General features: G+C 31.2%; 11 protein-coding genes and 1 riboswitch. All 11 genes read right to left on the bottom strand.

Annotation, left to right across the window (positions count from 1 at the left end; genetic code table 11):
- Positions 1-28: 28 nt before the first annotated feature.
- Entirely contained in the window at positions 29-1,477 is a 1,449-nt protein-coding gene (locus D7I45_RS03225) for a RecQ family ATP-dependent DNA helicase (RefSeq protein WP_120784321.1), read from the bottom strand.
- 3 nt (positions 1,478-1,480) lie between these two features.
- Positions 1,481-2,506 (bottom strand): helix-turn-helix domain-containing protein, encoded by a 1,026-nt coding sequence (locus tag D7I45_RS03220; protein WP_120784320.1) that lies wholly within the window; start codon positions 2,504-2,506, stop codon positions 1,481-1,483.
- Positions 2,507-2,512: 6 nt separating this feature from the next.
- Positions 2,513-3,088, bottom strand: a complete 576-nt coding sequence (locus tag D7I45_RS03215; RefSeq protein WP_120784319.1) for an ECF transporter S component — start codon at positions 3,086-3,088, stop codon at positions 2,513-2,515.
- Positions 3,089-3,172: 84 nt separating this feature from the next.
- A riboswitch (FMN riboswitch) is annotated at positions 3,173-3,292 on the bottom strand.
- A gap of 54 nt (positions 3,293-3,346) precedes the next feature.
- Complete coding sequence (locus D7I45_RS03210) at positions 3,347-4,072, bottom strand: pseudouridine synthase (protein WP_120784318.1); 726 nt, start codon at positions 4,070-4,072, stop codon at positions 3,347-3,349.
- Positions 4,065-4,613 carry an SMC-Scp complex subunit ScpB gene (gene scpB / locus D7I45_RS03205; protein WP_120784317.1) on the bottom strand — a complete coding sequence of 183 codons (549 nt, stop codon included), beginning with the start codon at positions 4,611-4,613 and terminating at the stop codon, positions 4,065-4,067. The genes D7I45_RS03210 and scpB overlap by 8 nt, the downstream gene beginning before the upstream one ends.
- Positions 4,603-5,355 (bottom strand): segregation and condensation protein A, encoded by a 753-nt coding sequence (locus D7I45_RS03200; RefSeq protein WP_120784316.1) that lies wholly within the window; start codon positions 5,353-5,355, stop codon positions 4,603-4,605. Before D7I45_RS03200 ends, scpB begins: the two co-directional genes overlap by 11 nt.
- A complete protein-coding gene (locus tag D7I45_RS03195) occupies positions 5,336-5,704 on the bottom strand; it encodes a hypothetical protein (protein WP_120784315.1) in 369 nt (122 codons plus the stop codon). Before D7I45_RS03195 ends, D7I45_RS03200 begins: the two co-directional genes overlap by 20 nt.
- Before the next feature lie 23 nt (positions 5,705-5,727).
- Positions 5,728-6,615 (bottom strand): site-specific tyrosine recombinase XerD, encoded by an 888-nt coding sequence (xerD, locus tag D7I45_RS03190; protein ID WP_120784314.1) that lies wholly within the window; start codon positions 6,613-6,615, stop codon positions 5,728-5,730.
- A gap of 18 nt (positions 6,616-6,633) precedes the next feature.
- A complete protein-coding gene (locus tag D7I45_RS03185) occupies positions 6,634-7,515 on the bottom strand; it encodes a CvfB family protein (RefSeq protein ID WP_120784313.1) in 882 nt (293 codons plus the stop codon).
- A gap of 110 nt (positions 7,516-7,625) precedes the next feature.
- On the bottom strand, positions 7,626-9,386 hold the full coding sequence (gene pyk, locus D7I45_RS03180; protein ID WP_120784312.1) for a pyruvate kinase: 1,761 nt from the start codon (positions 9,384-9,386) through the stop codon (positions 7,626-7,628).
- Between the two features lie 144 nt (positions 9,387-9,530).
- Positions 9,531-12,908: a DNA polymerase III subunit alpha gene (gene dnaE / locus D7I45_RS03175; RefSeq protein ID WP_120784311.1), complete on the bottom strand. Its 3,378-nt coding sequence runs from the start codon at positions 12,906-12,908 to the stop codon at positions 9,531-9,533.
- Positions 12,909-13,008: the final 100 nt, after the last annotated feature.

Raw genomic sequence — 13,008 nt, 5'->3', positions numbered from 1 at the left:
ATTCTTACAATTCCAATTATACATGAAATTAATTGTTATAAAAAAGAGTTTTCACTATATCTTGCCATTTTTTATTATTTTTATGGTTTTTGTAAGGATTAATTCCTTTCAACAAGCCATTATCCTGCAAATTCAATTGAGTATTTAGTCCGTCGCAACAATTTTCATTATGATTATTGTAATCTTCATTAAAATATTTCAATAAATATTTTCGTCTACAATCATCAGTTTTAACATATCCTATCATTGCTCTCAAAGCTCTAAATTGACTTATTTTTCTTTCACTAAATAAATTAATGGTATCTGTTGCAGAATAACCATTTTCTAAATAGTAATCTATCAATTCACTTTTTTCATCCATTTGGTTATTTTTTAATTGTTTGGCATGTTTATAGAAAAAGTCAATCATTTGATCAGTAGGAATAGTCTCATCCACAAAGTTTCTTTGTAGGATTTCATCATTTTCTTTATACAAGATAATAGATACACTCTTTTCGCCATCTCTACCGGCTCTACCCATTTCTTGAACATATGATTCCAAGTTAGATGGAACATGATAGTGTATAACGAATCTAATATTATTTTTATCTATTCCCATTCCAAATGCGCTGGTTGCACAAATAATGTCAATTTGATCATCCATAAATTGATGTTGGATACGATATCGTGTATCTGTATCTAAATCAGCATGATAAACTTCAATACGAAAGTTGGTCTTGCTACTTAACCATTCTTGAGTAGCATCAGCGACTTTTTTGCTAGAAAAGTAAATAATCCCTGGTTTAGTTAATTTTTCAACCAAACTTAATAACCGTTCATTTTTATCAGTCATATCCATAAATTTTTCAACTGATAATAATATATTAGGACGATTAGTAGAATATTTTATAGTATGAACCTGCGGAAGTGCTAATTTTTCCTTAATATCATCTATAACTCTATTTGAAGCAGTAGCAGTCAGTAACAACATTAATGGATGACCTAGTTTACTTATAATATTCTTTAAATTTAAGTATTCTGGACGAAAATCAGGTCCCCATTGATTAATACAATGTGCTTCATCAATTACCATCAACCCTATTGAACACTTTCTTAATGCATTTAAAACATCCACATTTGAAAGCATTTCAGGTGATACATATACATATTTATAGCTACTTAAAGAATTAATCACTTGTCTTTTTTCCATCCAATTAAGACTAGAAGTCAATGCAATCGTATTCTTTTCTCCTAAATACCTCATTCTATCTACTTGATCCTGCATTAAAGAAATTAATGGAGAAACTATCAAAACCATTTTATTATTAGTTTTTCCAAAGTATTGATAAATTAATGTTTTCCCGGTTCCAGTAGGTAAAACAGCTAACGTATCTTTAGCATTTAGCAGTGATTGAATTACTTTCTTTTGTCCAGGACGAAAATCGTTGAATCCGAACCAATGTTTAAGTTTTTCTTTTAGTTGAGTATCACTTAACATCAATCACTTACTCCTCATAATTTGATAAATTCTAAAATTAAAGAAATCCATCCCATTTGTCTTTGGTAAATCATTAAATTTCCAATCATCGATATTCTTGTTTTCGAAAGTATCATTCATTAATTCAATCATATTCTTAGTTAATATTTTTTTGTAGGGAAAATTATCTTTAGGCATCCATATTGCACATTCAATTAAATGTTCTTTTACCGTGGAAATCTTAACATGCAACATGTTTGATATGCTTTTCAATGAATTATTTCGTGCAAATAATTTATATGTTTCTATCGCATGGCTATTAATTTTTTCGTTAACAATGTTTTTTAAAAGCGGCTTTAAAAAATCATTATTGTCATTTTCTATATATTGGATCAAATTTATCCATAAATCTGATTCGATAAAAAATTCTTCTAAAGTGCTCCTGTTTATGTGTTTAGCCATCTGACGTGCAGTCATCCCTAAAACATCATGTCCGATAAGCAATTGCGCCAAGATATTAGCTTTATCATCAGAGATTTGTGACAAATATTTCACCAAGTAATCTCGAAATCTAACTGAAATATCTTTTTTATTTTTTATAAACCATTTCTTTACTATATATGAACTTTGCATATTAGTTTTTGTAGGATAATAATTAGTATTTTTGTAGCTATACTCTGAAACTACCTGTGTAGCAAGTAAAAATCTTTCCTTAAACAAACTAACATCATAATCATATCTAAATGAATTATTTTTTATTATGTAGAAGGATTCTAACATCGAATCCTTTTGTTTTTGACCTTTATCTGTTAATAAATAACGATAATCATCCACCTTTTTAATATATTTATTGTTAAGTAGTGAATTTAGGTCTTTATGATAATCATTAAAATGAACTCTTCTCAAAACTCCAGAATATTGAAGTATGTTATATCGCATAGCCCAAAAAAGAGTAGAAACTGTTCTCTTCCCACTTAATAAATTTTCTATTAATTTTATACGACGTGGTTGCTTTGCTGATAAAAACAAAATCAATAATTCTTTGTTCATAAACAATTATCCTTTTTCTCTATATTTTTCCCAAGTCTTGCTGTGTTTAATTAACAAGACAAAAATAATACCTATAAATAACCCTTTTATGATATTAAATGGAACTACTATATAAATAATAGAACTAGATAAGCTAAAACTTAATTTAAAACCAGTCAATTGCATATAAAGTGGAGTAATTATAAAGTAGTTCATTAAACTCATAATGACGGTTAATGATAAAGTCTCCAATATAATCATAGCTACGTATTTTATCTTGCTATTTAATAATTGATCAATAATAGTTACAGAAAAAATAATAGTTAAGCTAGCTACTAATAGCGAACTAACTCCTATTAAATTAATTACAGAAATTCCTGTAAAGATAAAATACAATAATGATCGTAATAGTGCGACTACAATACCACTTCTAGTTGATAGCAATACTGTAGCTAATAATATAGGTATATCACCAAAATCTAATTTCATGTATGGTGCAATAGGAATGATAGGAACCGATAAATATGTTAATAGGTACGCCAATCCTCCTAAAATAGAAACTTGCACCAACTTTCTTAAACTTAAATGGTGACTATTTGTCATAATTAATCCTCCTAGTTGAGGAATACCTTCAAAAAAAGCTCATTGATCTATGAAGATCAATGAGCCTTTTTAAGCATACTCAAAAGAGATCTTCTTTATACCAGACTATACTGTCGGCTCTGGAATTTCACCAAATCAACTATCAAACGATAGGTAGCGGGCTATACCGCCGGTCGGGAATTACACCCTGCCCTGAAGATAAACCAATTTTTTATTTTAAAGATATGATAAACAATTATTAATAAAAAAACAAGTTGTTTACTTTTTTTCTGTTATTTCATATAATTTGTCCACTTCAAATTTCTTTAATGGACGGTAGTCTCCTGGTTGTAGTCCACGTAAATTCAAAAAGGCATATGATTCACGTTTTAATTTTTCTACAGGATGTCCAATTGCCTTGAACATATTCTTTACTTCGTGATTTTTACCTTCATGAATAGTTATTTGAACAACTGCCTTTTTCTTCTTTTTATCAGTTTCCAATACATTTGTCTTAGCTGGACTAGTCTTTTTACCATGAATTACTACCCCTAAACGAAGTTGTTTTAATTCATCATTGGTAGGAATTCCTTCTACTTTGGCTACATAAGTTTTATCAACTTCATACTTAGGATGAGTCAAACGATTATCCAATTCCCCATCATTAGTTAATAAAATTAATCCAGAAGTGTCATAATCCAATCTACCTACTGGATAGATTCTTTCTTCTACATCAGGAAAGAAATCTAGCACTGTCTTACGTTTCTTTTCATCTGAAGCGGAAGATATTATTCTTCTTGGTTTATACAAAAGAAAGTAAACTGGTTCTTCTTTGTTAATAGGCAAACCATCTACCATAACTTCATCAGATACTTTAACCTTGGTTCCTAATTCAGTAACTACTTGACCATTAACCTTTACTCGGCCTTCTTGTATGATGCCTTCTGATTTTCTTCTAGAAGCTACACCAGCTTTAGCCATAACTTTTTGTAATCTTTCAGCCATTATTTTCCTCCTTTAATAATAGATCATTATCTATTTTTGGTAATTTCTTTAAATCATCAATTCCAAACAACTTCAAAAAATTCTCTGTTGTTATGTATAACTTAGGATGGCCAGGAACTTTCTTATGGCCAGATGCTACAATTAATCCCTGTCTTACCAACCTTTGAACAGTCTTACTACTATTAACTCCCCTAATATCATCCACTTCAACTCTAGTAATGGGTTGATTATATGCAATTATAGTAAGAGTTTCTAATGCCGTTTGGGTTAAAGAAAAGTTATCATCATTTTTTAAATACGACTTAACTAAATCATTTAACTCTTCTTTAGTAGCTAACTGTATCTTATTAGAATAAGTTACAAGAGTAAATGGTGAATCATTAGACACAAATTTGGTTTTTAATTTTTCTACTAATGAATTAAGTTCTTCATTACTAACACCTAGTAAGTCAGGTAAATCATCCAATGAAATACCATCCTCGCCTGATATATAAATTAATCCCTCTAATTCTGCTAACTTACTTACCAACTTATTTTTCACCCATTTCTACTCTGCTTAAGTATATTTTATCTTCTACTTGTCCTACTTTTATCTTCTGGTTTTTAACCAATTCTAGCAAAGATAAAAATGTAGTAACTACTAATTCCACATTATTGGTACCAGAAAAAAGCGACTCAAATTCCATAGAGCCATGTTTATTTAACTCATTCATCAAAAATGTATTTTGTTGTTTAACTGTAAATTGCCAATTCTTAATCGAATGCACATAAGGACGATTAAATCTAACTTTCTTCAATAAATTTTGAAATGCATCTTCTAAAAGATTAACATCCATTTCCTCGTGATTATTAAAATCAATCATCTCATCAACACTAGGAAGTACAGGTGAAACGCTGTGGTAGTGACTACTCTTTTCTTCCATTTTCTTTAAAACCTTAGATACCTCTTTATATTGTTGATATATCAATAATTGATTTACCAGTTCATTACGTGGATCTTCATAATCATCTTGCTCATCAATCTCATTATTTCTTGGTAAAAGCATCTTTGATTTAATTGCCATAAGATTGGATGCCATAACAAAATATTCACCAGCAATATTAACGTTTAAATTCTTCATTTCATTTAAATATTGAACATATTGCTTGGTGATTTTTTCTATTTTAATATCATAAATATCCATTTCCGATTGCTTAATCAAATGCAATAATAGCTCTAACGGACCATCAAAATCATTTATGTGAATATTTATATTATTAGAATTATTGAATTCTGGTTCCATTACGCTTCTCCCAAATTTCACAAATAGATGTTGTTTCCATTGTACCTACTATTTTCTTATTCATATATAGCTTAGATAGATCATCTAACATATCGCAACAGTTATTCATTGTCCATGAATCCGGAGTAAGAACGATTCTTCTAACTACCAATAATGGTTCTTTTTGTTCTACAGCTATTAATCCAGCCCAATTATTATCTAAATTTTTCCAAAGATAAATAACTCGATTATCATTATCATGATACCAATTCATTTCCTGTTCTAAATGATTACTCTTATTCATATCAGGTAACAATGACAACATGTCCATTGCTATTTTTTTATACTCAGAACGGTATTTTAATAACATTAATTATTCCTCCTCGCCTCACGCTAAGCATGAGGATGATACTTATCAAAAGCTTTAGTTAGATGTTCATGTGAAATATGTGTGTAAATTTGTGTAGTTGATATATCAGAATGTCCTAATAACTCTTGAACCACACGCAAATCAGCACCATTTTCTAGTATATGCGTTGCAAAAGAATGTCTTAAGGTATGTGGAGTAACTCGTTTCTTTATACCAGCTATTGCTACATACTTTTTAATTTTTTGCCAAATACTTTGCCGACTTAATCCTCCACCGTGAGCATTTAAAAACAAATAATCACAGTGACGACGTTTTAATAATAATGACCTACTATTGCTAATATAATTATTAATCCACTTAATAGCTTCTGATCCAATAGGAATTATTCTTTCTTTGTCACCTTTACCAATGGTTTGAATAAAGCCCATTTCCAAATGTAAATTATCCATTTTTAAATGAACTAGTTCGCTCACTCGCAAACCGGTCGCATACATTACTTCTAAAATTGCACGATCTCTAATTCCATATTTATCAGTGGTATCAGGAGTGGCCAATAAATCATCCACTTCTTGCGTACTCAAAACATCTGGTAAATAATTTGCCTGTTTAGGTGTATCCACCTTAATCATTGGATTATTAATCACATAATGATAACGTATCAAAAATTTAAAAAATTTCTTCATACTAGAAACAAAGCGAATCACAGAATTTCTAGCTTTCCCGTTATCATGCATATATTTCATATAATCTAATATTGTTTTAGGATCAACATCCTTAAAATCAGTGATACCTTGCTGTTTTAAGTACCTCACTAATTCTACAATATCTTGTCTATAACTCTTAACAGTGTTTTCGGATAATCCTCTTTCTATGACCAAATAGTGTAAATAATCTTTTACTATATCATCCATAAATATCACCTAAGAATTTTAAATTTCGGCTTCAATTCCTTTTTCAGTTAACCACATTTCATCCTTGTTTTCTTCGATTAAACGGTTCTTTAATAAATGACCAACTGCACGCTTGAATTGTCCTTTACTGATACCGAAAAATTCCTTAATAGATTCTGGAGTACTCTTGTCACTGTATGGAATTTTGTATTCTTCCGAATGCTTCAAAACTGCAAAAATCATTTTTGCGTCATCACTGATTGCTTCATATGCTCTAGGTTTTAGTGATAAATTCAAACTTCCATCACGTAAAATACCAATAACTCTAGCATTTAAATGTTGACCCAATCTTGGTTCAATATCTCTTTCACTAGGATGAATAAATCCTAAACGATAATCATCAGTGATTACTCTAGTTCCTGCTAATTTCAAACGGTAAGCAGTAGCTTTTAAATTATGATTCATTAATTTAGGGTTTGCTGGAATAGAAATTTGCTTAAAAATTTCTTCGTCAGCTAATTCTCCCCAAATACGGTCTTTTTTATCAACCTTTAAGGCAATCATTACTCGATCGCCATGTTGTGGCCATAATTTAGTAAGTTCAGGTAGGTCATCGATAGAAACAGCAATATCTTTATTAGCTAAACCAATATCGACAAATACACCTAATCCAAATTTACTTTGTACCACAGTACCAAATCCATAATGGTCAACTTGAACATCTGGTACTTCTCTAGTTATTTGCATTTTGTGATCTTCATTTTCATATGCAAATCCCTTGAAATTACTTCCTAATTTTAAAGGTTTAATAATTTCACTTTTGTTCAATAGGAAGGTTGTTCCTTCTATTTGAACAAAATAATTTTTTTCATTCTCATCTGTTACTTTTCCAGAAACAACACGGCCTAAAATATTATTCATTAATATTCCTCATTTCGAATAGTTATACCCTAATTCTACACTAAATTCATTAATATTTCGATAAAAAAAGAGGATGCATTTAAAATGCATCCTCTTATTATTGCTAATTATTATAGTGAGTTAGCAGCGCCACCGTAAACAATTCCGCGACGAGCATCAACTGTAATAGTTTGTCCATCTGAAATTCTATCAGTAGCACCTTGGGCACCAACAACCACAGGAATTCCTAATGAAATACCTAATACGGCTGCATGTGATGTCATACCACCATTTTCAACAATAATTGCACTTGCTTTCTTCATAGCAGGTAAAAAGTCTTTGTTAGTATTCTTAGCTACTAACACGCCACCGTCGACAGCTTTGCTGTTTGCGTCGGCAGCGTTACTTGCTAAAAAAGCTTTACCGATAACTGTCTTGTCACCAATACCTTGGCCTTGAGCTAATTCAGAACCGATTAGTTTAACGCTCATTACGTTAGTAGTACCTTTTTCACCAACAGGTAAACCAGCAACTACAAGAACTAAGTCGCCTTCCTTAGCTAAACCAGTTTCAACAGCCTTCTTAGCAGCGAAGTCAAACATGCCATCACTGTTTTCTGGCTTGTCAACGATAATTGGGTGAACACCCCAGTTAACCATTAGACCGCGACGTACACGATCATCAAAAGTTAATGCTAGAATGTCAGCATCTGGATGGTACTTAGAAATCATACGAGCTGAGTAACCAGTTGAAGTAGTAGTTACAACAGTCTTGATACCTAAGTCTTTAACCATGTCAGCTACTTGCTTACCAAAGGCTTCAGTAACGTCACCATTGTTGAATTCAGGACGTGCGTCACCATATTCAGCGTAGTGGTTTTCAGCCTTGATATCTAACTTGTTCATCATTTGAACAGCTTTTTCTGGGTAAGCACCGTTAGCACTTTCACCAGAAAGCATAGTAGCATCAGTACCTGATAATACAGCGTATTCAACATCTGATGCTTCAGCACGTGTAGGACGTGGGTTTTCAATCATTGAATCCAACATTTGAGTTGCAGTAATAACTGGTTTACCCATTTCGTTACATCTGTGAATCATGTGTTTTTGAACGATTGGAACATTTTCTGCAGGGATTTCAACAGCCATGTCACCACGGGCAATCATTAATCCATCAGAAACATTCATGATATCTTCAAAGTTGTCGATACCTTCTTGTGATTCAATCTTAGGGAAAATTTGAACATCTTCCATGTGTTCTTCTTCAAGTAATTTACGGATGTCTAAAACATCTTCTGGCTTTCTTACAAATGAAGCAGCAATGAAGTTAATGTTCATCTTAGTTAAACCAAAGCGGATATCACTTGAGTCTTTTTCAGTGATACCTGGTAAGTTAATTGATACACCTGGTGCATCAACTGTCTTACGTGAACCTAAAACAGCATTGTTTTGAGCAGTAACAACTAATTCTTTGTTAGCTTCGTCTTTTTCATCAACAACAGTGTCTAAGATACCATCATCAAATAGAACGTGGCCACCTACTTTAACGTCATCTAATAGACCTGGGTAAGTAACGGCGATCTTGTCTTTAGTACCTTCTAAACTGTCATCCATTGAAATTCTGAATTGGTCGTTAGTGTGGTATTCAATCTTACCATCCTTTTGCTTAGTAGTACGGATTTCCGCACCCTTAGTATCAAGCATGATACCAACTGTTTTACCAGTCTTCTTTTCGGCTTCATGAACTTTGTTCAAACGATCAAAGTGTTCTTCATGGTCACCATGTGAGAAGTTAAATCTAAAAATATTAGCTCCAGATTCGATTAAGTTGGCAATAATGTCAACGTCAGTACTTGCTGGACCTAATGTACTTACGATTTTTGTTTTCTTCATAAGTAAAAATCTCTCCTTTGTATTTTGTAACACTAGTATGGCGAACAGTCACGCTAATATCACATCACTAGGTTTCACTTTGATTGTATCACTTTTTAAAATTTATGTCTTTTATTTTTTACAGTTTTTTTAGATAATCACCATTTATTTATAAACTACATTACCTTTGCCTAACAATACGATAAGTTTATTAAATAGCGTTTGATTACTGTCCAAATTAAACTTGTTGTCTAATATTTTCTTAGAATCATCTGAGGTTTTATATACGATAACTTGGTGGTTACCCGGATTATTTTTCATAACTGCAAAGACTCTTTTCAAAGTATCAGTGTTATTGTGTTGATCATCAATTTTTAGATACCATTTTTTAGAAGCATTTGTAGATTGCTTCTTTACTAATCTACTTTTTATATTAGCAGCTGGCACTACTTTATCGGCTATAACCTGATATTCATTGTTACGCTTTTCAGGAGCACCATTTACAACTACCACAATGTCCTTTCTAATCCATCCCTTAATTTTCTTAAATACATTAGGAAAGACCGTTAAATTTATATTACCTGATAAATCAGTTCCGCTCACAAAGCACATTTCATCACCCTTGTGAGTTCTTATTTTCTTTACATTTTCCGTATAGAACATGCAATTGATTTTATCGGTATGACTACTAATCATATCTGAAGAAACAATGCTTAATGGTTTTTCTAAAATTGCGTATTCTTCTACTGGATGACCTGACAAATAGACGCCCACATATTGCTCTTCATAATTTAACTTTTCATTTAAACTCATTTCGTCTAAGTGTTTCATTTTAGGCTTTAGTTCCTGGAACAATTCCATAGAAGTCCCACTTAGTTTAATAGTTTCTATAAATTCTTGAACAGAAGCTAATAATTCAGAACGATGGTAACCAAAACCATCCAATGCTCCCACATATATCAAGGAGTTTAATAAGTCTCTATTGCGATATTTAGGATCTATTCTATAAATCAATTCTTCTAAGCCTTTAAAAGGACCATGAACTTTTCGTTGTTCTAGTAAATCTCTTATAAAATCACTTCTTAATCCTTTTATAGAAGCAAATCCAAATAAAATTTTACCGTGATCTACAGTAAACTCTTTTTGGCTAGTATTTATATTAGGAGCTAAAACTTGAATGTTTCTTCTCTTAGCTTCAGCAATATAAGTCTTAGTCTTAACATGATTATTTAATACTGAATTTAATAATCCGATAAAGAATTGTTGACTGTAATGAGTCTTTAAATATGCTAATTCAAAAGCCATTTTACTGTAAGCCACAGCATGTGATTTATTGAATCCATAACTAGCAAATCTTTCGATATAATCAAACGTTTGTCTTGCAGTAGCTTCCGAATAACCTTTATTAATGGCTCCATTTATAAATTTACTCTTCATGGAATCCATTACATCACGTTTTTTCTTACTCATTGCACGACGTAGTAAATCGGCTTCACCAAGACTAAAGCCACCCATAACAGATGCAACTCTCATTACTTGTTCTTGATATACAATAATCCCATATGTGGGTCCCAATATTGGAATCAAACTATCATCCGCGAATTGGACTTTTTCTTGTCCCTTTTTTCGTTTAATAAAAGTATCAATATTTTCCATTGGACCTGGACGATATAACGCATCTACCGCAGCAACCAAATTAAAATTATCTGGATGTAGAGAACGTAATACCTTTTTTATTCCATTCGATTCAAATTGAAAAATACCGTTAGTATCACCACTTTGAAATAGTCGCAAAGTAGATGCATCGTTTAAATTAATTTTTCTGATATCAAAATTAGGATCTACTTCATTATTAACCAAAGAGACAATATTATCCAAAATAGATAAATTACGTAGTCCTAGAAAATCAATCTTTAATAGACCAATCTTTTCAACATAATTTTTAGAATATTGCGTCATCAATAATCCATCATTACCATTTTGTAATGGTGATGTTTCTACAATAGGATTTTTACTTAAAATTAAACCAGCTGCGTGGGTAGAAGAATGACGTGGTAATCCTTCCAGGTTCATAGCAGTCTTAAACAATAATTGATTTAAAGAATTGTCACTTACAATATTCTTTAATTTTTGTGATTGTTCATATGCAGCTTGCAAAGTTATTTTACCGGCTGTAGATGGAATTGCCTTACTCCAGTCGTCCATTTCAAATTTAGATAAACCAAAAGTACGTCCAACATCCCTCAATACTTGTTTAGCAGCCATCGTATCAAAGGTTACAATTTGCCCAACATGTTTATCTCCATACTTTTCATGGACATAATTTAAAATCAAGCCACGTTTATTATCTGGTATATCCAAATCGATATCAGGCATTTGTGCTCTTTGTTCATTTAAAAAACGTTCAAAAAGTAAATCATATTCTATAGGATCTACATCAGTTATATATAAACAAAATGAAACTAATGAACCAGCTGCGGAACCACGACCAGGACCAGTCATAACATTTTGTTCATGTGCATAATTAATAACATCCCACACAATCAAAAAGTAATCGTTAAATCCCATTCGATTAATAACATCTAGTTCTTTAACCAGTCTTTGTTTATATTCTACGTATTTATTTTTATCAATGTTTAATTCTATTAAACGTTGCTTTAAACCTTTTACACATAAATCGGTTAGAAAATCCTTTGAAGACATTCCTTTATGATTATCAAATTTAGGTAAAACAGGTTGTCTTTTTTCAATAACCACTTTGCAACTTGCTGATACCTTTTCATTATTAGCAATCGCATCTTTTAAATTAGCAGATGCATATTCGTTAAGAATATCAACACTAGGCTTTAACCATTCTGTTGCTTTTTCATGATTTTCTTGTAAAGGATTAGCTAACTTTTGCCCATTTTCAATATTTTGCATTACTTTCAAAGAAAAGTAATCATCACTATTTAAATTTCTTATGTGTGATAAAGCAATTAATCTTACCTTAAATTGATCTTGTAATTCATGTAATGTTTGTACGTATGAATCAGAGTTAATGTTATTAGCTCCAATTCCCCAGTAAACATTATTTAAATCCATAGAATTGGCAATATTTTCAATGAAATCCGTAATAATACTTAATTGTTCACTAGAAATTATCTGTTGCCATTCTCCGTAATCAGGGATGATTAAAACAATGCCAGATAAATATTTAATAAGTTCATTTACATCAACTTTTTGTTCATCACTAGTCATAGCGATGGATGAAAGTTTCATTAGGTTTTGATATCCTTCGTTATTCTTAGCTAATAAAACTAATTCATTTTTACTATCGGTAGCAGTAAAGTTAGATACCTGCAATGTTAAACCGATAATTGGATGTATATTATTAGCCAAACATTTATCATAAAACTCTATTGCACCATACATAACATTTTCATCAGTTAAAGCTAATGAATTATATCCACGTTGTTTTGCTGTTGAAATTAATTCATCAACAGAAATAGTACTATTCAATAAACTATACGAACTTACTATATTTAACGGTGTATACGTCATATAATCATCCCTTCCTGTCTTTCAATTATAACAAAAATATAGATTAGCTGAATTATTTATAACTGTTTTTTATCCTATATTTGTGGTAAAATTTCAATGA

This window comes from Apilactobacillus bombintestini (assembly GCF_003627035.1).
GTDB lineage: Bacteria > Bacillota > Bacilli > Lactobacillales > Lactobacillaceae > Apilactobacillus > Apilactobacillus bombintestini.
Note: the sequence above shows the minus strand (reverse complement) of the source record. Positions and strands in the feature narration are given on the sequence as shown.

What these genes read in the sequence shown, in the direction of transcription:
- D7I45_RS03195 (WP_120784315.1), bottom strand. Translation starts at nt 5,704, where the DNA reads ATGTTATTAAAATACCGTTCTGAGTATAAAAAAATAGCAATGGACATG.
- D7I45_RS03215 (WP_120784319.1), bottom strand. Translation starts at nt 3,088, where the DNA reads ATGACAAATAGTCACCATTTAAGTTTAAGAAAGTTGGTGCAAGTTTCT.
- D7I45_RS03200 (WP_120784316.1), bottom strand. Translation starts at nt 5,355, where the DNA reads ATGGAACCAGAATTCAATAATTCTAATAATATAAATATTCACATAAAT.
- xerD (WP_120784314.1), bottom strand. Translation starts at nt 6,615, where the DNA reads ATGGATGATATAGTAAAAGATTATTTACACTATTTGGTCATAGAAAGA.
- D7I45_RS03210 (WP_120784318.1), bottom strand. Translation starts at nt 4,072, where the DNA reads ATGGCTGAAAGATTACAAAAAGTTATGGCTAAAGCTGGTGTAGCTTCT.
- pyk (WP_120784312.1), bottom strand. Translation starts at nt 9,386, where the DNA reads ATGAAGAAAACAAAAATCGTAAGTACATTAGGTCCAGCAAGTACTGAC.
- dnaE (WP_120784311.1), bottom strand. Translation starts at nt 12,908, where the DNA reads ATGACGTATACACCGTTAAATATAGTAAGTTCGTATAGTTTATTGAAT.
- D7I45_RS03220 (WP_120784320.1), bottom strand. Translation starts at nt 2,506, where the DNA reads ATGAACAAAGAATTATTGATTTTGTTTTTATCAGCAAAGCAACCACGT.
- D7I45_RS03225 (WP_120784321.1), bottom strand. Translation starts at nt 1,477, where the DNA reads ATGTTAAGTGATACTCAACTAAAAGAAAAACTTAAACATTGGTTCGGA.
- D7I45_RS03185 (WP_120784313.1), bottom strand. Translation starts at nt 7,515, where the DNA reads ATGAATAATATTTTAGGCCGTGTTGTTTCTGGAAAAGTAACAGATGAG.